General features: G+C 66.9%; 18 protein-coding genes. 14 read left to right on the top strand and 4 right to left on the bottom strand.

Annotated elements, in window-relative coordinates; genetic code table 11:
- Positions 1-60: 60 nt before the first annotated feature.
- The 3 genes from ASE63_RS02885 (at position 61) to ASE63_RS02875 (ending at position 3,137) form a co-directional block, all read left to right on the top strand.
- Entirely contained in the window at positions 61-1,236 is a 1,176-nt protein-coding gene (locus ASE63_RS02885) for an acyl-CoA dehydrogenase family protein (protein ID WP_056796119.1), read from the top strand.
- A gap of 148 nt (positions 1,237-1,384) precedes the next feature.
- Positions 1,385-2,032: a TetR/AcrR family transcriptional regulator gene (locus ASE63_RS02880; RefSeq protein ID WP_056796116.1), complete on the top strand. Its 648-nt coding sequence runs from the start codon at positions 1,385-1,387 to the stop codon at positions 2,030-2,032.
- A gap of 61 nt (positions 2,033-2,093) precedes the next feature.
- Positions 2,094-3,137: a histone deacetylase family protein gene (locus ASE63_RS02875; RefSeq protein WP_056796113.1), complete on the top strand. Its 1,044-nt coding sequence runs from the start codon at positions 2,094-2,096 to the stop codon at positions 3,135-3,137.
- 158 nt (positions 3,138-3,295) lie between these two features.
- On the opposite strand, the gene ASE63_RS02870 is transcribed toward ASE63_RS02875, so the two are convergent.
- Positions 3,296-4,852 carry an acetolactate synthase large subunit gene (locus ASE63_RS02870; protein WP_056796110.1) on the bottom strand — a complete coding sequence of 519 codons (1,557 nt, stop codon included), beginning with the start codon at positions 4,850-4,852 and terminating at the stop codon, positions 3,296-3,298.
- 257 nt (positions 4,853-5,109) lie between these two features.
- Between ASE63_RS02870 and ASE63_RS02865 the strand changes: the two genes are divergently transcribed.
- The 9 genes from ASE63_RS02865 (at position 5,110) to ASE63_RS02825 (ending at position 13,786) form a co-directional block, all read left to right on the top strand.
- Positions 5,110-6,045, top strand: coding sequence for an ABC transporter substrate-binding protein (locus ASE63_RS02865; RefSeq protein ID WP_056796107.1), 936 nt, complete (start codon positions 5,110-5,112; stop codon positions 6,043-6,045).
- A gap of 87 nt (positions 6,046-6,132) precedes the next feature.
- The gene (locus tag ASE63_RS02860; RefSeq protein ID WP_244491247.1) at positions 6,133-6,666 is read left to right on the top strand and encodes a mismatch-specific DNA-glycosylase; all 534 of its coding nucleotides are present in this window, start codon (positions 6,133-6,135) and stop codon (positions 6,664-6,666) included.
- Positions 6,663-7,436, top strand: coding sequence for an ABC transporter permease (locus tag ASE63_RS02855; RefSeq protein WP_056796100.1), 774 nt, complete (start codon positions 6,663-6,665; stop codon positions 7,434-7,436). The genes ASE63_RS02860 and ASE63_RS02855 overlap by 4 nt, the downstream gene beginning before the upstream one ends.
- On the top strand, positions 7,433-8,212 hold the full coding sequence (locus ASE63_RS02850; protein ID WP_056796630.1) for an ABC transporter ATP-binding protein: 780 nt from the start codon (positions 7,433-7,435) through the stop codon (positions 8,210-8,212). Before ASE63_RS02855 ends, ASE63_RS02850 begins: the two co-directional genes overlap by 4 nt.
- Before the next feature lie 190 nt (positions 8,213-8,402).
- The gene (locus ASE63_RS02845) at positions 8,403-9,197 is read left to right on the top strand and encodes a FadR/GntR family transcriptional regulator (RefSeq protein ID WP_056796097.1); all 795 of its coding nucleotides are present in this window, start codon (positions 8,403-8,405) and stop codon (positions 9,195-9,197) included.
- 62 nt (positions 9,198-9,259) lie between these two features.
- A complete protein-coding gene (locus ASE63_RS02840; RefSeq protein ID WP_056796094.1) occupies positions 9,260-10,246 on the top strand; it encodes a sialic acid TRAP transporter substrate-binding protein SiaP in 987 nt (328 codons plus the stop codon).
- Positions 10,247-10,388: 142 nt separating this feature from the next.
- Positions 10,389-10,967 (top strand): TRAP transporter small permease, encoded by a 579-nt coding sequence (locus ASE63_RS02835; RefSeq protein ID WP_056796091.1) that lies wholly within the window; start codon positions 10,389-10,391, stop codon positions 10,965-10,967.
- A gap of 6 nt (positions 10,968-10,973) precedes the next feature.
- A complete protein-coding gene (locus ASE63_RS02830; protein WP_056796088.1) occupies positions 10,974-12,380 on the top strand; it encodes a TRAP transporter large permease in 1,407 nt (468 codons plus the stop codon).
- Between the two features lie 155 nt (positions 12,381-12,535).
- Complete coding sequence (locus ASE63_RS02825; protein WP_056796085.1) at positions 12,536-13,786, top strand: cyclopropane-fatty-acyl-phospholipid synthase family protein; 1,251 nt, start codon at positions 12,536-12,538, stop codon at positions 13,784-13,786.
- A gap of 10 nt (positions 13,787-13,796) precedes the next feature.
- Here the strand turns inward: ASE63_RS02825 and hutU are convergent, their stop codons facing one another.
- The 3 genes from hutU to hutI form a co-directional block, all read right to left on the bottom strand.
- Entirely contained in the window at positions 13,797-15,464 is a 1,668-nt protein-coding gene (gene hutU / locus ASE63_RS02820) for a urocanate hydratase (protein WP_056796082.1), read from the bottom strand.
- 128 nt (positions 15,465-15,592) lie between these two features.
- Positions 15,593-17,128, bottom strand: coding sequence for a histidine ammonia-lyase (gene hutH, locus ASE63_RS02815; protein ID WP_056796079.1), 1,536 nt, complete (start codon positions 17,126-17,128; stop codon positions 15,593-15,595).
- The gene (gene hutI, locus ASE63_RS02810) at positions 17,125-18,348 is read right to left on the bottom strand and encodes an imidazolonepropionase (protein ID WP_056796626.1); all 1,224 of its coding nucleotides are present in this window, start codon (positions 18,346-18,348) and stop codon (positions 17,125-17,127) included. Before hutI ends, hutH begins: the two co-directional genes overlap by 4 nt.
- A 111-nt stretch (positions 18,349-18,459) precedes the next feature.
- Here hutI and ASE63_RS02805 point away from each other — a divergent pair, with 111 nt between their 5' ends.
- Both ASE63_RS02805 and ASE63_RS02800 read left to right on the top strand, forming a co-directional pair.
- Entirely contained in the window at positions 18,460-19,827 is a 1,368-nt protein-coding gene (locus ASE63_RS02805; protein WP_244491246.1) for a formimidoylglutamate deiminase, read from the top strand.
- 2 nt (positions 19,828-19,829) lie between these two features.
- Positions 19,830-20,579, top strand: coding sequence for a UTRA domain-containing protein (locus tag ASE63_RS02800; protein ID WP_056796076.1), 750 nt, complete (start codon positions 19,830-19,832; stop codon positions 20,577-20,579).
- Positions 20,580-20,601: the final 22 nt, after the last annotated feature.

The following is a 20,601-nucleotide window of genomic DNA, read 5'->3' as shown; positions in this document are numbered from 1 at the left end:
TTCACCTACCGTCCGGTAGGTAGTCAGATCGCGCAGCCGCGGTCAAGCAGGGAGGCTTCCATGTCGGCCGTCGAGAAGCTCAACGAAGGCGCCCGCCGCTCGCCCTATTTCACCGAGGAGCACGAGGCGCTGCGCGACCAGGTCCGCCGCTTCGTCGAGACCGAGATCAAGCCGCACGCGCTGCAATGGGAGGAGGACGGCTTCGTCCCCCGCGCGGTGCTGCAGCGCATGGGCGAGCTCGGCTTCTTCGGCATCCGCTATCCCGGCGACTACGGCGGCTCGGAAATGGACACGCTGGCGACCGTCGTCCTGGCCGAGGAACTCGGCCGCTCGACCTTCTCCGGCGTTGCCATCACGGCGCTGGTCCACACCGACATGGCCTCGGTCCATATCGCCAATGCCGGCTCGAGAGAGCAGAAGGACAAGTACCTTCCGGGCGTCATCGCCGGCGAGACAATCGTCGCGGTCGCCGTCACCGAGCCCGATGCCGGCTCTGACGTGAAGGGCATCCGCACCACCGCACGGCGCGAGGGCGATCATTACGTCCTCAACGGCGCCAAGATGTTCATCACCAACGGCGTCCATGCCGATCTCTACTGCGTCGCCGCGAAGACCGATCCGACTGCCAGGCCCTCGCAATCGGTCTCGATCTTCCTTGTCGAGAAGGGCACACCCGGCTTCACGGTCTCGCGTGCGCTCGACAAGCATGGCTGGCGCTCCTCCGACACCGCCGAGCTCTCCTTCGTCGATTGCCGCGTGCCGGCCGAGAACCTGCTCGGTCAGGAGGGGCGCGGCTTCTACGCGATCATGAGCAATTTCCAGAACGAGCGCACGGTGATCGGCGCCATGGCGATGGGCGAGGCGCAAGCCGCGATCGATCTGACGCTGGACTATGTGAAGACGCGAAAAGCTTTCGGCGCGCCGCTCTGGGAGAAGCAGGCCATCCGCCAGAAGCTCGCCATGCTGACGGCCAAGGTCGAGGCCGGCCGGCAGCTCGTCTATCACGCCGCCTGGCTCGACGCGCAGGGGATCGATGCGACCCGCGAGGTCTCGATGGTCAAGGCCTATTGCGGCGAACTGGTCAACGAGGTGATGTATGCCTGCCTGCAGTTCCATGGCGGCATGGGCTACATGCGCGAGAGCGCGATCGAGCGCATGACCCGCGACGCCCGCGTTCAGGCCATCGGCGGCGGCGCCACCGAGGTGATGCTGGAAGAGGTCGCGAAGCGGCTGTGATCCAGCACGTTTTTTCCATGAAATCCGCGCCGTCGTCCCGGGCGGAGCGCAGCGGAGACCCGGGACCCATTCCTGAGCCTCGCCGGCATAGGCTCCGGAATGGATCCCGGATCGGCGCGGCGTTGCCGCTTGTCAGGGATGACACGCGATGATGGTCGCGGTCGACAAAGCTGCGGCAGCGGAAAGCCGCTCGCGCCGCCTCATCCTCGATACGGCGGCCCGCCTGTTGCGCTCCGGCGGCTATCACCAGACGACGCTACGCGAGATCGCCGAGGCGGTCGGCATCCGCAAGGCCAGCCTCTATTACCATTTCGCCTCGAAGGAGGAGATCGTCGAGGCGGTCGTCAACGACGGCGTGCGCTTCGTCCATGAGGCGGTCGTCGCGGCACTCATCGCGACCGAGGGCGCCGCGCCCCATCTCCGGTTGGAGGCTGCGCTTTGCGCCCATCTCGCGGCGCTGCACGGCCATGGCGACTACACCAGCGCCAGCATCAAGGTCTTCAGCTTCGGCGCGAATCCGACGCCGGAAAGCGTGCGCCGGGTGCGCCGCGCCTATGAGGACGTCTGGCGCGGGCTGATCGACGAGATGCAGGCGGCGGGCGCGCTGGCGCCGGAACGCTCGCCCGATACGCTGCGGCTCTTCATCCTCGGCGCTCTCAACGGCTCGATCGACTGGTATCGGCCGGAGCGCTTCGACATCGCGGCGCTGGCCCGCGAATTCGCCGCGCTGATCGCGCATGGCGAGCAGGGCGGTGCGGCGTCGATCGGCGCTGACGCCACGCCCGCGAGCGGCTAGCCTGCCGCCCGGCCGGTGCGCAAGGGGGCGTGCCGGGGTTCAAGAAGGACATGGCTTCAGCATGCGCGCTTTCTATCATCCCGATCAGTCGCTGCACGATCCCCAGCAATATATGCGCTTCGGCCGCGTGGTCGCGCCGAAGGACCTGCCGGAGCGGACGGCGCGGCTGCTCGGTGCCCTGAAGAACCATGGCGTCGAGCCGGAACTGCCGGCCTCGCACGGCACGGCGCCGGTGCTCGCAGTGCATGACGCCGGCCTCGTCGCCTTCCTCGAGACGGCCTGGGCCAAGTGGCAGGAACTGCCGGCCGAGCGCGGCCCCGAGGTCTGGCCCGCGACCTTCCCCTATTGGAGCGGCAGGCCCGACGAGGATGTCCGCCCGCCCTGCCGCCCCACCGGCTTCCTGGGCCAGCTCGGCTGGTATCTCGGCGACATGTCGGTGCCGATCGGCGAGCATTGCTGGCGCTCGACGCTGCTCTCGGCCGAGACGGCTGTGACGGCTGCCGACGCCATCCTCGCCGGCGAGAAGGCGGTCTATTCGCTTTGCCGCCCCTCGGGCCATCACGCCCGTGCCGATCGTTCTTCGGGATTCTGCTACCTCAACAATACCGCGATCGCGGCCCAGCGCCTGCGCTCGAAGTTCAAGAAGGTCGCGATCCTCGACGTCGACGCCCATCACGGCGACGGCACCCAGCAAATCTTCTATCGCCGCGACGATGTGCTGACGATCTCGGTCCATGCCGACCCCGTCAACTACTATCCCTTCTTCACCGGCTATGAGGACGAGCGCGGCAACGGCCCGGGCGAGGGCTTCAACCTCAACCTGCCGCTGCCGCATGGCGGCGGGGGCAAGGAGATGGCGGCTGCCGTCGACAAGGCCGGCCAGGCGATGCGCGACTTCGGCGCCGAGGTGCTGATCGTGGCGCTGGGCTACGACGCCCACAAGGACGACCCGATCGGCGTGCTGAAGCTCGACGCCGCCGATTTCGGCACCATCGGCGAGAAGGTGAAGGGCTTCGGCCTGCCGACGCTCGTCGTTCAGGAAGGCGGCTACGCCATCGAGGCGATCGGGGATTGCCTCGATGCGTTCCTGGGTGGGTTCAAGTAGCGGCGACTTCCTTCTCCCCTCGGGAGAGAAAGTGTCTGCGCAGCAGACGGATGAGGAAAGGGCCGCGGATGCGGCCCTTTCTTGTTTCGGATTACGGTTGCGCCCTCATCCGTCACGGCTTCGCCGTGCATCTTCCCCCCAATGGGAGAAGGAAGAGATCAGATCACCGCCTCGATCAGGAACGGGCCCTTCCGGCCGAGCGCGGCCTTGAAGAGCTTGGTGAATTCCTCGGCCGTCGTGGCGCGACCCGCCTCGACGCCCATTCCGCGCGCCATCGAGACCCAGTCGAGCGCCGGCTGGTCGATGTTCAGCATCATCGTGGCGTTCTTGCCGAAATCGTTGACGCCGACGGCGCGCATCTCGCCATGCAGGATCTGGTAGGTCCGGTTGGCGAAGACCACGGTGACGATGTCTAGGTTCTCGCGCGCCTGCGTCCACAGGCCCTGGACCGTATACATGCCCGAGCCGTCGGCCTGCATGCCGATGACCTTGCGGTCGGGGCATGCCACCGCCGCACCGATGGCGAGCGGAATGCCTTCGCCGATCGCGCCGCCGGTGAGCTGGATGTAATCGTGCTGCGGCGCGCTGTGGCAGTCGGCATAGAAGGTTCGGCCCGACGAGACCGACTCGTCGGCGATAATGCAGTTTTCCGGCAGCAGGCTGGAGACGATGGCGCAGACCTTGTCGGCGTCGAGCGCACCCGTCGGCAGGCCGGGCATCTCGCCGCGCGGCGCCGCGATATAAGCGGGCTTCTCCTTGCTCGCACCCATCTCCTCGGCCAGCGCCGCGATGGTGCCCGGCAGGTCGTCGCCGGGGATAGCCAGCGTCGCGACCTCGCAGCCGTCATGGATCAACCGGCCGGGCTTCCCGGGATAGGCGAAGAAGCCGACCGGGACCTGTGCGCCGACCAGCACGAGATAGTCGATGTCCTCGAGCTGCTTCAGCGCCATGTCGACGGGGTAGAACACCTTCGGCAGCGCGACGCGGCCGGCGCCGCGCTGGACGCGCCCGTTGGACATCTGCCCGAAGACCTGCGCGCCGGTAGCAGTGCCGATACGTGCGGCCATCTCCATCGTCTTCTCGCGCAGGGCGAGGCCCGACATCATCAGGGCGGCACGCTTTCCATGCTTGCGCAGGCCGGCGGCGACCTCGGAGAGCTTCGTGGCGGCGACCGTCTTCAGCGCCGGCACCGGCGTCGCCTTCGGCTCGGTGGGCTCGACCGAGCCCCAGGCGCAATCCGCCGGCAGGATCACTGTGGTGACGCCGGGCAGGGAGAGCGAGGCGGCATAGGCCTCGCCGATGGCGGGGCCTACATCCTGCGGGCTCGTGATCCGCCGCACGAAATGCGACATCGGCCGGGCGAGGCTCTCGATGTCGCTGGTCAGCGGCGCATCATGGACGAGATGGTAGGTCGCATGGTCACCGACGACGTTGATCATCGGCGTCCAGGCGCGCCTCGCATTGTGCATGTTGGCGAGCGCATTCGCCATGCCGGGGCCGCAATGCAGCAGGGTCGCGGCCGGCTTGTCGGCCATGCGGGCATAGCCGTCGGCCGCGCCCGTCACCACGCCCTCGAACAACCCGAGCACGCAGCGCATCTGCGGCTTGCGGTCGAGCGCGGCGACGAAATGCATCTCGGAGGTGCCGGGGTTGGCGAAGCAGACATCCACGCTGTTGGCGAGCAGCGTGTCGCAGAGCAGGTCGGCACCGTTCATTCTGAGGATTCCTGGGCGAAGAAGAGGCGGGTCGTTCGAAGCGGGCTCAAGGGAGAGGATGTTCTCGCGACTGTCAAACAAGAGAATGTCATCGCTGACCCGCGTGGCGGTGATCACCGGCTTGACCGGTTTGCCTATGCATTTAACCTCGGCTGGAACGAAGGTTGCATTCGGATGGCAGAGCGCGTCCGTGCCATGCCGGACAGCAGTTGCAGGGGAACAGTGCCGTGATCACAGCTTTGAAGCGTTTCGGAACGATGGCGGGCCTCGGTCTCGCGGCGGCGCTCGCTGCCGGCGCCGCGCAGGCGCAGACCAAGGTCAATATCGGCATCTCCGGCTGGACCGGCTTCGCGCCACTGACGCTAGCCAAGGAGGCCGGCATCTTCGCGAAGAACGGCCTCGACGTCACGATCCAGAAGATCCCGCAGAAGGATCGCCACCTCGCCATCGCATCCGGCGCCATCCAGTGCGCCGCCACCACGGTCGAGACCTGGATCGTGTGGGACGCAGCCGGCGTGAAGACCAAGCAGATCTTCCAGCTCGACAAGAGCTATGGCGCCGACGGCATGGCGGTGCGCAGCGCCACCGGCTCGATCAAGGACCTCAAGGGCAAGACGGTCGCGGCGTCGGCGCCCGGCACCTCGCCCTATTTCGCGCTCGCCTGGTTCCTCAAGGAGAACGGCATGTCCGTGAAGGACGTGACGGTGGTCAACATGGAGCCCGGCCCGGCCGCACAGGCCTTCATCGCCGGCCAGAACGACGCGGCGATGACCTATGAGCCTTATCTCTCGGCCGTGCGCGAGAAGCCCGAGGCGGGCAAGATCATCGCCACCACCCTCGACTATCCGATGGTGATGGACACGCTCGGCTGCACCCCGGCCTTCCTCGCCGCCAACGATCAGGCTGCTGCCGCGCTGACCAAGAGCTATTTCGAGGCGCTCGACATGATCAAGGCCGACCAGGCCAAGGCCTATGGCATCATGGGCGCCGACGTGAAGCAGACCGCCGAGCAGTTCGGCAAGTCGGCCGGCTTCCTGCGCTGGGCGGATGCGGAGGGGAACAAGAAGTTCTTCTCGGGCGAGTGGCAGGAGTTCACCGCCAAGGCCGCCGATCTGCTGCTCGAGATCGGCCTGATCAAGACGAAGCCGGACATCGCCTCGCTGGTCGAGACGAAATACGTAGCCGGCAAGTGAGGCAGTGGCCCAGGCTGCTTTCGTCATGCTCGCCCTTGTGGCGAGCATCCACGTCTTGAACACCGCCTTCGACGAAGGAAGACGTGGATGGCCGGGACAAGCCCGACCATGACGCCGGAGCAGCCCATCCTCCCCGACATCCTCGTTCCCGGACTGCGCGTCGTGTTCTGCGGGACGCAGGCCGGCGCGGCCTCCGCCCGGCGAAGGGTCTATTATGCCGGGCCCGGCAACAAGTTCTGGAAGACGCTGCACGATATCGGGCTGACGCCGGAACGCTTGGCGCCCGAATCCTTCCAGACGCTGCCGGCCTATGGCATCGGGCTCACCGATGTCGCCAAGCTCACCTCGGGGCCGGACACTGCCCTTCGCAGCGTCCATTTCGACTGCGAGGGTTTCACGGCGCGGATGGTGGCCAGCCGACCGCGCATCATCGCCTTCAACGGCAAGCGCGCCGCTCAAGCGATCCTTGGCCCCGGGCCGAGCTACGGTCTCCAGCCGTCACGGCTGGCGGCCTCTGACATCTTCGTCCTGCCCTCGACATCCGGCGCGGCCAGCGGCTTCTGGTCAATCGAACCCTGGAGAGAGCTCGCGGCCCATCTGGCGCGCGGCGAAACGCGATGAAACCACTTCAGCCCATCTCCGCGCCGTCGCGGATCGCCTACGGTATCGCCTTCTTCGTGCTGTTCGTCGCGCTCTGGTCGGTCGCGACCTTCGGCGGCTATGTCCAGAAGCTGTTCCTGGCCGATCCACTGACCATGGTCGGCGAGGGCTACAACCTGCTGGGGCGATACGGCTTCGCCTTCGACATCATGATGACGGTCTGGCGCGTCGTCGGTGGCTTCGTCCTGGCGGTAATCGTCGCACTGCCGCTCGGTATCATGATGGGCGCCTACAAGCCGGTCGAGGCCTTCCTCGAGCCCTTCGTTTCCTTCGCTCGCTATCTGCCGGCCTCCGCCTTCATCCCGCTGCTGATCCTCTGGGCCGGTATCGGCGAGGCGCAGAAGCTGCTCGTCATCTTCATCGGCTCTGTCTTCCAGCTCATCCTGATGATCGCGGTCGCCGTCGGATCTATCCGGCGCGATCTTGTCGATGCGGCTTATACGCTGGGCGCGACCGACACCTCGGTCGTGCGCCGGGTATTGCTGCCCAATGCCGCCCCGGATATCGCCGAGATATTCCGCCTCGTGCTCGGCTGGGCCTGGACCTATGTCATCGTCGCCGAGCTGATCGGCTCGTCGTCGGGCATCGGCCACATGATCACCGACAGCCAGGCGCTGCTGAATACCGGCCAGATCATCTTCGGCATCATCGTCATCGGCCTGATCGGGCTGATTTCCGATTTCCTCTTCAAGGCGGTCAACCAGCGCCTGTTTCCGTGGGCCAGGCTGTGAGCAAGCTGCTGATCGAGAACGTCGGGAAAGTCTTTCCCGCGCAGCGTGGTGGCCAGCCGACCCGCGCCCTGATGCCGACCGCGCTGAATGTTGGCGACAACGACTTCATCACCATCCTCGGCCCTTCCGGCTGCGGGAAGTCGACCCTGCTGCGCATCATCGGCGGGCTTGAGACGGCGAGCGAGGGCCGCATCCTGCTCGATGGCTCCGCCGTGTCGGGGCCGGGTGCGGATCGGGGCTTCGTCTTCCAGAGCTATACGCTGTTTCCCTGGCTGACGGTGGCACAGAACATCGCCTTCGGCCTGCGCGAGAAGGGCGTGGTCGAGCGCGAACGGCTCGACATCGCCCGCAGCTGGGCCGATCGGGTCGGGCTGTCGAGCTTCGTCGACCATTTCCCGAGGCAGCTCTCGGGCGGCATGCAGCAGCGCACCGCCATCGCTCGCGCGCTGGCGAACGACCCCAAGATCCTGCTGCTCGACGAACCCTTCGGCGCCCTCGACAACCAGACCCGCGCGCTGATGCAGGAGATGCTGCTCGGCATCTGGGAGCGCGACCAGAAGACGGTGCTCTTCGTCACCCACGACATCGAGGAGGCGATCTTCGTCGGCTCGCGCGTCGTGGTGATGAGCGCACGTCCCGGCCGGATCAAGGCCGATATCGCGGTCGATCTGCCGCATCCGCGCCCCTACACGATCAAGACCAGCCCTGAATTCGTGGCGCTGAAGGAGCGCCTCGTCGAGGAGATCCGCGCCGAGGTGATGGCGAGCGGGCAGTAGATCTGGCATCGACTTTTCCCGAAAACCGCATCCCACTTTTCGGGCCGATGCTCTGGCCGGCCTTCCCCAACGACAAGTGGATTGACAGCCCGTCGCCGAGGTGCTTCGTTTTGTCGCAATTGGCCTGACCACATGGCCAAAGCGAGCTCTCGAGCACCGGGGGCCTGGGACGGAAAACCGGGAGCAAGCCGTGCCGCTCGAGGCTGTCGAGTCGCCACGCCTGTATCGTCAGATCGCCGACCAGCTCCGCCACCTCATCGAGCGGCGCGAGTATCCGGCGGGCGGCCGGCTGCCCCCGGAGCGCGAGCTCGCCGAGAAGCTCGGTGTCTCCCGCCCCTCCGTGCGCGAGGCCCTGATCGCACTCGAGGTCGAGGGGCGCGTGCGCATCCGCATGGGCTCGGGCGTCTATGTTGTCGACAGGCCTGCGGACGCGCCGGCCCTGCCTGCGGCGCCAAGCGAGCCACCGGAAGGGCCGTTTGAAGTGCTCAAGGCGCGTGAGCTGGTTGAGAGCGCCGTCTGTGCCGAGGCCGGGAGCGCGGCCGGGCCGCACGATCTGGCGGTGCTCGAAGACATCCTGCGCGCGATGGAGCGGCCGGGCCTGAGCGGCGACGAACTGATTGCGCTGGACCGCTCCTTCCACGTCGCCATCGCCTCGATCCTCGACAATGCCGTGCTGTCGCGCTTCGTCGGGCAGCTCTTCGATCAACGGATCAACCCGTATTTCCGCCAGCTCGCCAGCCATTTCGAGAATGCCGGGTCCTGGCGCGCGGCGGTGGCCGAGCATCGCGCGATCCGGGACGCGATCGCGGCCGGGCAGGGCGAGGCCGCGCGCGACGCCATGCGCCATCACCTGCAGCAGTCGCAGGATCGCTTTTCGCAAAGCTTCGGCGAGCCGCCGGCCATGGCCGGGCGCGGCGGGGGAGCAAACGGGCGGGCAGACAACGGGCGGAAGAGCGTCGCGAGCCGTCCGACGGAAAAGAACTGACGCGGGATATGGCCTGGAAACGAGAACAACCGAGATAACGATCCCAAGGGAGGGATAAAGCAATGAAGACCTATCTCACCATTGCCGCGCTGGCCGCGGGCCTGATCGTCGCCGGCGCCCCCGCGCAGGCACAGACCAAGCTGAAATGGGCCCATGTCTACGAGACCTCGGAGCCGTTCCACACCGAGTCGGTCTGGGCGGCGGAGGAGATCAAGAAGCGCAGCAACGGCAAATACGAGATCACGGTCTATCCGGCCTCTCAGCTCGGCAAGGAGACCGACATCAACCAGGGCCTGACGCTGGGCACGGTCGACATGATCATCTCGGGCTCGAGCTTCGCCGCGCGCGCCTATGCGCCGATCGGCGTAACCTATTATCCCTTCATCTTCCGCGGGCCGGAGCATCTCCTCGCCTATGTGAAGAGCGACGTCTTCAAGGAGATGGCGAAGGGCTACCAAGAGAAGAGCGGTCATCAGATTCTCTCGGTGACCTATTACGGCACGCGCCACACCACCTCGAACAAGCCGATCAAGACCTGCGCCGACATGAAGGGCCTGAAGATCCGCGTGCCCGACGTGCCGGCCTATCTCGCCATGCCGCGCGCCTGCGGCGCCAACACCACGCCGATCGCCTTCGCCGAGGTCTATCTCGCCCTGCAGAACGGGACCGTCGAGGCCCAGGAGAACCCGCTCAACACCATCGACGCCAAGAAGTTCTACGAGGTGCAGAAGCACATCGTCCTGACCGGCCACATCGTCGACCACCTCAACACGGTTGTCGCCAAGCAGCTCTGGGACAAGCTCTCGCCCGAGGATCGCAAGCTCTTCACCGACGTCGCACAGGAGGCGGCCGAGCGTGCGACCAAGAAGATCCAGGCGGACGAGGTGAAGCTCGTACAGGTTTTCAAGGACCGCGGCCTGAGCGTTACCGAAATCGACAAGGCCGACTTCCTCGCCAATGTGCAGAAGAACGTCACCTTCGAGCAGTTCGGCTACCGCAAGTCCGACTGGGAACGCATCCAGGCGATCAAGGACGGCTCCGGCTCCTGAGCCGCAGCGACCGTTCCCCGTCATTGCGAGGAGCGTGAGCGACGAAGCAATCCAGGGGCGGCAGCGCTCTACGTCCTCCTGGATTGCTTCGCTCCGCTCGCAATGACGGCATCGCCGTGATTGACAGCACAACGGATCGACCATGACGCCAGCTCCCGAGATCCACACCCAGGTCACCAGCGACGAGATCGCCCATGTCTTCGACGAGGCGCCGCCGCCAGCCGATCTCTCCGTCTATGGAGTCGAGGACTGGTTCACGCTCGCCGCCTTCTGGCTGATGGTCGGCTGCGTCATCCTGCAGTTCTTCACCCGTTATGTGCTGAACGATTCCTATGCCTGGACCGAGGAGATCGCGATCTATGCGCTGGTCGTCGTGGTCTTCCTCGGTTCATCGCTCTGCGTGCGCATGTCGCGGCATATCCAGGTCGACTTCATCTATCGCTATCTGCCACATGGCGCCGGGCGCGCGCTCTCGACTGGTGTGGACCTGCTGCGCATCGGCTTCTTCGCCTACGGCACCTGGCTCATGCACAAATACGCGGCGCTGATCCCCGACGAGATGATGACGACGGTCGAGCTCCCGAAGTCGATCGTCTTCAACGCCGTCCTCATCGCCTTCGCCCTGATGACCCTGCGCTCGATCCAGATCGCCTGGCAGAATGCCCGCCGGGGCTATTCGGTGCTCGAGCGCCCCTCGGCCTTCGACGGCTCGGAGGCCTGACGCGACATGCTGATTCTGCTCGGTTCCTTCCTCGGCCTGATGATCCTCGGCGTGCCGGTGGCGATCTCGATGGCTCTGGCCTCGCTCGCCTTCATCATTGTCTCGGGCACCGTGCCCGACGTCATCCTGGCGCAGCGCATGATCGCCGGCGTCGAGAGCTTCCCGCTGCTCGCCGTGCCGTTCTTCATCCTCGCCGGCAACCTGATGAACATCGCCGGCGTCACCGGCAGGATCTACTCCTTCGCGGTCGCGCTCGTCGGCTGGATGCGCGGCGGCCTGGCCCAGGTCAACATCATCGGCTCCGTGATCTTCTCCGGCATGTCCGGCACCGCCATCGCCGATGCGGCCGGCATCGGCACGATCGAGATCAAGGCGATGAAGGACCATGGCTATTCGGCCGAGGTCGCGGTCGGCGTCACGGCCGCCTCCGCCACGCTCGGGCCGATCATCCCGCCGTCGCTGCCCTTCGTCATCTACGGCATGATGGCGAACACCTCGATCGGCGCGCTCTTCCTCGGCGGCGTCATTCCCGGCGTGGTGATGACACTGTTCATGATGGCGACCGTCGCCATCTTCGCTCGTATCTACAAATGGGGCTCCGATACCCCGTTCTCGCTGCGCGAGCTCGGCTCGGCCGGCATCGAGGTCGCCGTGGTGCTCGGCTTTCCGGTTCTGGCCTATCTGCTGATCTGGTCCGGACTTTCCGACAATGTCGCGATCGGCCTCGCCCTCGCCGTGCTGCTCGCGCTCGACTATTATTTCGACTTCTCGGCCGTGATGGCGCTGATGACGCCGGTCATCCTGATCGGCGGGATGACCATGGGCTGGTTCACGCCGACCGAAGCCGCGGCCGCGGCGGTGATCTGGTCGCTTTTCCTCGGCCTCGTGCGCTATCGCTCCATGACCATGCGCAGCCTGACCAAGGCGACCTTCGACACCATCGAGACCACCGCCTCGGTGCTGTTCATCGTCACCGCCGCATCGATCTTCGCCTGGCTTTTGACCATCTCGCAGACGGCTCAGCTGCTCTCCGACCTGATCCTCGGCTTCACCCAGAACAAATGGGTCTTCCTGATCCTCGTGAACCTGCTGCTGCTGTTCATCGGCTGCTTCCTCGACACCATCGCGGCCATCACCATCGTGGTGCCGATCCTGCTGCCGATCGCGCTCAAGCTCGGCGTCGACCCGATCCATTTCGGCCTGATCATGACGCTGAACCTGATGATCGGGCTGCTGCACCCGCCGCTCGGCATGGTGCTCTTCGTGCTCTCGCGCGTCGCCAAGCTCTCCGTGGAGCGGACCACCATGGCGATCCTGCCCTGGCTCGTCCCGCTCTTCGCGGCACTGATCGCGATCACCTTCATCCCGGAGCTGACACTCTGGCTGCCGCGGACCATGGGCATGATCCGATAGATTGTTTTGCCATTGGGCTGATCTGATGCCGTCCGCCGGCGCATGGCGCCCGTCATGATCCGGGCGTTGCGCTTCCTCCCACACGGGGGAGTTGCGACGAGGCCGGCGGAGGACCATCTTCTGCGACGAAGGGGTGCTGCCACGAGGTGGAGCCAATGCATGCCTTTGTCGCCAGAATGCTGTCGCGGCTCGTCAAGGAGCCCCGGATCGACGTGGTGTTTCCCGATGGTTCGCTGGAATCCGTGGGGCAGGGTTCCACGCCTGCCGTCCGGATGCGGATCGCCGACAGATCGACCGAACTCAGGCTCGCGCTGAACCCGGAGCTCGCCCTCGGCGAAGCCGTGATGGACGGGCGGGTCGTCATCGAGCAGGGCACGCTCTACGACCTGCTCGATCTCCTGATCGCCGGCATGCACAGGGCACGTCCGGAAGGTTTTGGCAGGAAGCTGGAGGGCCTGCGCACCGCGCTACGCCGCTTCCATCAGCACAACACGCCGACACTCGCCAGGCGCAATGTCGCGCATCACTACGACCTGCGCGGGGACTTCTTCCGGCTCTTCCTCGATGAGGACATGCAGTATTCCTGCGCTTATTTCGCCCGGCCGGACATGTCGCTGGCCGAGGCGCAACTTGCCAAGAAGCGGCACATCATCGCCAAGCTTGCGCTCGAGCCCGGACACCGGGTTCTCGACATCGGCTGTGGCTGGGGCGGGCTCGCCCTTACCATCGCCGGCGAGACGGGGGCCGGCGTGACCGGCATCACCCTGTCGGAGGAGCAGCTTGCGGTGGCGCAGCTGCGCGCCGCGGAAACCGGCCTGCGAGCAGAGTTCCGCCTTCAGGACTACCGGGCCATGACCGGCCGCTTCGACCGCGTCGTCTCGGTCGGCATGTTCGAGCATGTCGGCGTCGGCTATTACCGCGACTATTTCCGCAAACTCGCGGGCCTCCTGACCGACGATGGGGTCGCGCTGATCCATAGCATCGGCCGCTGCACGCCGCCCGGTGCCACCAACCCCTTCATCGCGAAATACATCTTTCCGGGTGGCTATATCCCCGCTCTGTCAGAGATGGCCGCGGCGATCGAGAAGGAGGGGCTGGTCATTACCGATGTCGAGGTGCTGCGCCTGCATTATGCCGAGACGCTGAAGGCCTGGCGCGAGCGCTTCCTCGCCCGCCGGGCCGAGGTCGTCGCGATGTATGACGAGCGCTTCGCCCGGATGTGGGAGTTCTATCTCGCCGCTTCCGAAGCGAGCTTCCGCCACGACGATCTCGTCGTTTTCCAGTTCCAGCTCGCGAAGCGGCTGGACGTGCTGCCGATCACGCGTGGGTATATGGAGCGGTGGGCTCGACCCGAGCATCTCCTGCAGGAGATTCTCGGGTCTTCGCTTCGCTACATCCGAGAATGACGGCCTCCGCTCAGCCCAGAATACCCGGCAGCTTCAGCCCCTTCTCGACCGCGCAATCCCGCGCGATCTCGTAGCCGGCATCGGCATGGCGCATCACGCCTGTGGCCGGGTCGTTCCAGAGCACGCGCTCCAGGCGCTTGGCCGCCTCGGGCGTGCCGTCCGCCACGATCACGACGCCCGAATGCTGCGAATAGCCCATGCCGACGCCCCCGCCATGGTGCAGCGAGACCCAGGTCGCGCCACCGGCCGTGTTGAGCAGGGCGTTGAGCAGCGGCCAGTCGGAGACCGCATCCGAACCGTCCTTCATCGCCTCCGTCTCGCGGTTGGGCGAGGCGACGGAGCCGGAATCGAGATGGTCGCGCCCGATCACGACCGGCGCCTTGAGCTCGCCCTTCGCCACCATCTCGTTGAAGGCGAGGCCGAGCCGGTGCCGGTCGCCGAGGCCGACCCAGCAGATGCGGGCGGGCAGACCCTGGAACTGGATGCGCTCGCGCGCCATGTCGAGCCAGTTGTGCAGGTGCTTGTCGTCGGGCAGCAGTTCCTTCACGCGCTGGTCGGTCTTGTAGATGTCGTCCGGATCGCCGGAGAGCGCGGCCCAGCGGAACGGGCCGACGCCGCGGCAGAAAAGCGGGCGGATATAGGCCGGCACGAAGCCCGGGAAGTCGAAGGCGTTCGCGACGCCCATATCCTTCGCCATCTGGCGGATGTTGTTGCCGTAATCGAGCGTCGGCACGCCCATCGCCTGGAAGTCGAGCATCGCCTTGACGTGCACGGCCATGGAGCGCTTGGCGGCTTCGATGGTGCCGGCCGGATCGCGCTCCTTGCGTTCCTCCCACTCTTCCAGCGTCCAGCCGGCTGGCAGATAGCCGTTGAGCGGATCGTGAGCCGAGGTCTGGTCGGTGACGACGTCGGGTCGGATGCCGCGTTCCACCATATCGGGGAAGATGTCGGCCGCATTGCCGAGCACGCCCACCGAGACGGCCTTGCCCTTGGCATGGGCGGCTTCGACGATCTCCAGCGCCTCGTCGATGCTGTCGGCCTTCTCGTCGAGATAACGCGTGCGCAGGCGGAACTCGATCGAGGAGGGCTTGCACTCGACCGCGATCATCGAGGCACCGGCCATGGTCGCGGCGAGCGGCTGGGCGCCGCCCATGCCGCCGAGACCGCCGGTCAGGATCCACTTGCCCTTGAGCGAGCCGCCATAATGCTGTCGGCCGACCTCGACGAAGGTCTCGTAGGTGCCCTGAACGATGCCTTGGGTGCCGATATAGATCCAGGAACCGGCCGTCATCTGGCCGTACATCATCAGCCCAGCCTTATCGAGCTCGTGGAAATGCTCCCAGTTGGCATAGGCCGGCACGAGGTTGGAATTCGCGATCAGCACGCGCGGCGCATCGGGATGCGTGCGGAAGATGCCGACCGGCTTGCCGGACTGCACCAGCAGCGTCTCGTCTGCTTCCAGCGAACGCAGCGAGGCGACGATGCGGTCGAAATCCTCCCAGGAGCGGGCGGCGCGGCCGATGCCGCCGTAGACCACGAGTTCGCCAGGCTTCTCGGCGACGTCGGGGTCGAGATTGTTCATCAGCATGCGCAAGGGCGCTTCGGTCAGCCAGCTCTTGGCCGAGAGCTCCGTGCCCCTCGGGCTGCGGATGACACGGTTGTTGTCGATGCGGGTCATGTTTGTTGCTCCGTCATGCTCGGGCTTGCCCCGAGCATCTCGTGGCGATTGGATTTTCTAGAAGCTCGACGTTTCCGGGATTCTCGGGTCTGCGCTTCGCTTCGCCCGAGAATGACGCCGTCAACGCCTCACGCTCCGAACTCCGCGAAGCTGTCCAGCCCCGCCGCCCGGCCGATGGCGCCCGAGAGCACGAGCTCGGTTGCCGCCGCCAGGTCCGGCGCCAGATAGCGGTCCTCGGTCAGCGGCGCGATGCGCTCGCGCAGCAGCGCCAGCACCGGCTCCAGCCGCGGACTCGTCTTCATCGGGCGGTGGTGCTCGATTGCCTCCGCCGCCGCCATCAGCTCGACCCCGACGATGCTGGCCGCGTTCTTCGCCATGTCGAGCAGGCGGAAGGCGCCATGCGTCGCCATCGAGACATGGTCTTCCTGGTTGGCGGAGGTGGGGATGGTATCGACGGACGCCGGGTAGGCCTTCTGCTTGTTCTCGGAGGCCAGCGCCGCCGCCGTGACCTGCGCGATCATGAAGCCGGAGTTCAGCCCGGCATCGCGCGCGAGGAAGGGCGGCAGTCCGCTCATGACGGGGTCGACCAGCAGCGCGATCCGCCGCTCGGCCAGGTTGCCGATCTCGCACAGCCCCATCGCCAGCATGTCGGCGGCGAAGGCGACCGGCTCGGCGTGGAAGTTGCCGCCGGAGACGATCTCGCCGGGGCCGAGCACCAGCGGATTGTCGGTGACGGCATTCGCCTCGATCGAAAGCGTTGCCGCGGCATTGGCGAGGAGGTCACGCACCGCGCCCATCACCTGCGGCTGGCAGCGCAGCGAATAGGGGTCCTGCACCTTGCTGTCGCCGATGCGATGGCTGTCGCGAATCTCGCTGTCGGCGATCAGGTCGAGCAGGATCTTCGCGACGCGGATCTGGCCGGGCTGGCCGCGCAGCTGCTGGATGCGCGGGTCGAAAGGCGTATCCGAGCCCTTGAGCGCATCGACCGAGAGCGCGCCAGCGACCAGCGCCGCATCGAACACGCGCGCCATGTCGCTGAGGCCGGCCAGCGCGATCGCGGTCGAGACCTGGGTGCCGTTGATCAGCGCGAGCCCTTCCTTGGCGCCGAGCGCAAGCGGAGCCTGACCGATCCGTGCAAGGCCCTTGTCCGCCGGGATCACGGCGCCGTCGAGCCTGATCTCGCCCACGCCCATCAACGCGGCGGTGAGATGGGCGAGCGGTGCGAGATCGCCGGAGGCGCCGACCGAGCCCTTCGCCGGCACGACCGGCAGCGCGCCCGCCGCCAATGCGCCGACCAGCGCCTCGACCACCACGGGCCGCACGCCGGACGCGCCGCGCGCCAGGCTCGCCGCTTTCATGGCCAGGATCAACCGCACGACGGAATCGGGCAGGGCAGGGCCGGTGCCGACCGCATGCGACAGGATCAGATTGCGCTGGAGCGTGGCGAGATCGGCATCGGCGATACGCACGCTGGCGAGCTTCCCGAAGCCGGTGTTGACGCCGTAGGTCACCGTTCCGGCGGCGACGATCTCGTCGACGATGGCCTGTGCCGCGGCGATGGCGTCGCCGCTCGATGCCGACAGGGCGATGACGGCGCCGTCGAGCACGTCACGCCATTGCGTCAGGGCCGCCTGGCCGGGTTCGATCGCGAGAGGTCTGCTCATTGTCCGTTCCAGATGCGGGCGTGTAGCGGGTTGAAGCCGATGCGGTAGCTGAGTTCCGCCGGGCGCTCGATGTCCCAGATCGCGAGGTCGCAGGCCTTGCCGGCCTCCAGCGTCCCGATCTCGTTCTGCAGGCCGAGTGCGGTCGCGGCATGGCGGGTCAGCCCCGCCAGCGCCTCCTCAGGGGTCAGCCGGAACAGGGTGCAGGCCATGTTCATCACGAGGAGAGGCGAGGTCAGCGGCGAGGAGCCGGGATTGGCGTCGGTCGCGAGCGCGATCGCGACGCCGTGCCGGCGCATCAGCTTGATCGGCGGCTTCTGCGTTTCGCGCAGGAAATAGAAGGCGCCCGGCAGCACGACCGCGACGGTGCCGGCCTTCGCCATCGCGATCACGCCGGGCTCGTCGAGATATTCGAGATGATCGGCCGACAGCGCCCCCATTCCGGCTGCGAGCGCCGAGCCGCCGAGATTGGAGAGCTGCTCGGCGTGAATCTTGATGGCGAGGCCCTTGGCCTTGGCGGCCGCGAAGACCTGCTTCGTCTCTTTGGCGGAAAAGGCGATGCCCTCGCAGAACACGTCGACGGCGTCCGCCAGCCCCTGTTCGGCTACGGCGTCGAGCATCGGTCCGGCGACGAGTTCGGCATAAGCACCCGAGCGGCCCTTGAATTCTGGCGGCACGGCATGCGCGCCGAGGAAAGTTGTGCGGACCCTGACCGGGCGCTCGCGGCCGATCCGGCGCGCCACCGAAAGCTGCTTCAGTTCGGTCTGCTGCTCGAGCCCGTAGCCGGACTTGATCTCGACGGTGGTGACGCCCTCCGCGATCAGTGCGGAGAGCCGCCGGTCGGCGCCGGCGAAGAGCTCGTCCTCGCTCGCCGCCCGCGTCGCCTTCACCGTGGAGAGGATGCCGCCGCCGGCGCGGGCGATGTCCTCGTAGCTCGCGCCCTGCAGGCGAAGCTCGAATTCATGCGCGCGGTCGCCGCCATAGACGAGATGGGTATGGCAATCGATCAGCCCGGGCGTGATCCAGCGGCCGCCGCAATCGGTGGAAATGGCGGCATCAAAAACCGGCGCCTCGCTACGCGGGCCGGCATAGACGATCCGCCCGTCGCGGGCGGCCACGACGCCGTCCTCCACCGCGCCATAGGGTGCATCGATGCGGGGCGACATCGTCGCCAGCCGCGCATTCGTCCAGAGCCTGTCGCAGGCCAGGGGCTCGCTCGGCATCATCGCCACCTTTCTTCCTCCCGGCTATCCTTCGCTTGCGATTATGCTATCTAATTGCATATGCAATTGGCAAGTCTGAATTGCATATGCAATTAGCGATGGAGTGAAGCCGTGACCGTGACCTTGCATCTTGAGCAGGCCCTGCTGCCGGGTGGCTTCGCTGAAAACCTGCGGCTGAGCATTGACGAGGGCACGATCACCGCTGTGGAAGCAGGCGTGCCTGCGGGGGAGGGCGATACGCGCCTTCCCGGGCTCAGCCTCCCCGGCATGCCGAACCTGCACAGCCACGCGTTCCAGCGCGGCATGGCCGGCCTCTCCGAGCGGCGGGGTGCGGGCGAAGATTCGTTCTGGACCTGGCGCGAGGTGATGTACCGCTTCCTTGATCGGCTCGACCCGGACGATGTGCAGGCGCTCGCCGCGCAGGCCTATGTCGAGATGCTGGAGGGCGGCTTCACGGCGGTGGCCGAGTTCCACTACCTGCATCATGATCGCGACGGGCGTGCTTATGCCGGCATCGCGGCGATGGGAGAGGCGATCGCCGCAGCAGCCAATGAGACCGGCCTCGGCCTGACGCTGCTGCCGGTGCTCTATCGCATCGGCAATTTCGGCAGCGCGCCGCCGGTCCATGGTCAGCGCCGCTTCGTCAACGACCGCGACGGCTATGCCCGCCTAGTCGAGGCAAGCGAGAAGGCCGTCGCGGCTCTGCCCGACGCCAGGGTCGGGCTCGCACCGCATTCGCTGCGCGCCGTCGCGCGGGAGGATCTTGGCTGGCTCGTTTCGCTGCGCCCGGACGGCCCGCTGCACATCCATGTCGCCGAGCAGATGCGCGAGGTCGAGGACTGCGTCACGATCACGGGGCGCAGGCCGGTGACGTTCCTCTCCGAGACCGTCGAACTCGGACCGCGCTGGACGCTGATCCATGCCACCCATCTCGACGGCCGCGAACGCGACGCGATCACGGCGAGCGGCGCGGTGGCTGGCCTGTGCCCGATCACGGAGGCGAGTCTCGGCGACGGCATCTATGACGGCGTGCGCTACGCTGGCGCTGGTGGGCGCTTCGGCGTCGGCAGCGACTCCAACATCCAGATCGACGCCGGCGCGGAACTTCGCCTGCTCGAATATTCGCAGCGTCTTCGCGACCGCCGCCGCGCGCGTCTGGCCGAGGCCGACGCGTCCACAGGCGTCGCGCTCTGGCGCACTGCTGCGGCCGGTGGCGCGCAGGCCTGCGGCCGCGCGCTCGGCGCGCTCGCGCCGGGCATGCGGGCCGATCTCGTCACGCTCGACGCCGATCACCCCGCCATCATCGGCAAGACGGGGGAGGCGGCGCTCGACAGCGCGATCTTCGCGACGAATGCTCTGCCGGTGCGGGACGTCTTCGTCGGCGGGCGGCAGGTGGTCGCCGCCGGGCGGCATCCGGCGCGGGAGGCGGTAAGGGCACGCTTCGCGACCGTGATGCGCAAGCTTCTCGCGGCGCTGTGACCATGAGCCAGACGCAGCTCGATGCGGTGAAGCTCGATGGCGCCGGGCCGGTCTACGATCAGATCCGGCGCGCGATCCGCGATCTCGTGCTCGGCGGCACCTGGCCGCCCGGCACGTCGGTGCCGCCGGAGCATGCGCTGATGGAGCAGCTCGGCGCCTCCCGCATGACCGTGCATCGCGCGCTGGTCCAGCTCGCGCGCGAAGGGCTGATCACGCGCCGCCGTCGCTCCGGCACGGTGGTGGCGACGCCGCCGGCGAGCCACGCGATGCTCGACATCCTTTCGATACCGGAGGAGGTCGCGCAGCTCGGGCAGCTCTATGCCCATGAGGTTCTGTCGCGCCGCGACGGGCGCCCGTCGGCTGAGCTGGCGCTGCGTTTCGGCCTCAAGCGCGGCGAGAAGGTCGTCCATCTCGTGACGCTGCACCGCGGCGACGACACGCCCCATGTGCTCGAGGAGCGCGTCATCCATCTGGCGACCGTTCCGGCCGCAGCGGATGGGGATTTCAGCGAGACGCCCGCGGGTGACTGGCTGCTGAAGAACAGCCTGTGGTCGCAGGCCGAGCACGCGATCAGCGCCGTGTCGGCCGAGCCGGAGGACGCCGCTCTCCTCGGCATCGGATCGGGCGATCCCTGTCTGCTGATCGAGCGCCGCACCTGGAACCAGGGGGCGCCCGTTACCGCCGTGCGCCTGCTTTATCCAGGCACACGACATCGCTTCGTCGGCCGCTTCGGGCCGTACGGCCCGATCTGAAGGCGCGAAGCCCGAGCGGGGG

This window comes from Allobosea sp. Root381, assembly GCF_001429395.1.
GTDB lineage: Bacteria > Pseudomonadota > Alphaproteobacteria > Rhizobiales > Beijerinckiaceae > Allobosea.
Note: the sequence above shows the minus strand (reverse complement) of the source record. Positions and strands in the feature narration are given on the sequence as shown.

What these genes read in the sequence shown, in the direction of transcription:
- ASE63_RS02885 (WP_056796119.1), top strand. Translation starts at nt 61, where the DNA reads ATGTCGGCCGTCGAGAAGCTCAACGAAGGCGCCCGCCGCTCGCCCTAT.
- ASE63_RS02880 (WP_056796116.1), top strand. Translation starts at nt 1,385, where the DNA reads ATGATGGTCGCGGTCGACAAAGCTGCGGCAGCGGAAAGCCGCTCGCGC.
- ASE63_RS02875 (WP_056796113.1), top strand. Translation starts at nt 2,094, where the DNA reads ATGCGCGCTTTCTATCATCCCGATCAGTCGCTGCACGATCCCCAGCAA.
- ASE63_RS02870 (WP_056796110.1), bottom strand. Translation starts at nt 4,852, where the DNA reads ATGAACGGTGCCGACCTGCTCTGCGACACGCTGCTCGCCAACAGCGTG.
- ASE63_RS02865 (WP_056796107.1), top strand. Translation starts at nt 5,110, where the DNA reads ATGGCGGGCCTCGGTCTCGCGGCGGCGCTCGCTGCCGGCGCCGCGCAG.
- ASE63_RS02860 (WP_244491247.1), top strand. Translation starts at nt 6,133, where the DNA reads ATGGCCGGGACAAGCCCGACCATGACGCCGGAGCAGCCCATCCTCCCC.
- ASE63_RS02855 (WP_056796100.1), top strand. Translation starts at nt 6,663, where the DNA reads ATGAAACCACTTCAGCCCATCTCCGCGCCGTCGCGGATCGCCTACGGT.
- ASE63_RS02840 (WP_056796094.1), top strand. Translation starts at nt 9,260, where the DNA reads ATGAAGACCTATCTCACCATTGCCGCGCTGGCCGCGGGCCTGATCGTC.
- ASE63_RS02835 (WP_056796091.1), top strand. Translation starts at nt 10,389, where the DNA reads ATGACGCCAGCTCCCGAGATCCACACCCAGGTCACCAGCGACGAGATC.
- ASE63_RS02830 (WP_056796088.1), top strand. Translation starts at nt 10,974, where the DNA reads ATGCTGATTCTGCTCGGTTCCTTCCTCGGCCTGATGATCCTCGGCGTG.
- ASE63_RS02825 (WP_056796085.1), top strand. Translation starts at nt 12,536, where the DNA reads ATGCATGCCTTTGTCGCCAGAATGCTGTCGCGGCTCGTCAAGGAGCCC.
- hutU (WP_056796082.1), bottom strand. Translation starts at nt 15,464, where the DNA reads ATGACCCGCATCGACAACAACCGTGTCATCCGCAGCCCGAGGGGCACG.
- hutH (WP_056796079.1), bottom strand. Translation starts at nt 17,128, where the DNA reads ATGAGCAGACCTCTCGCGATCGAACCCGGCCAGGCGGCCCTGACGCAA.
- hutI (WP_056796626.1), bottom strand. Translation starts at nt 18,348, where the DNA reads ATGCCGAGCGAGCCCCTGGCCTGCGACAGGCTCTGGACGAATGCGCGG.
- ASE63_RS02800 (WP_056796076.1), top strand. Translation starts at nt 19,830, where the DNA reads ATGAGCCAGACGCAGCTCGATGCGGTGAAGCTCGATGGCGCCGGGCCG.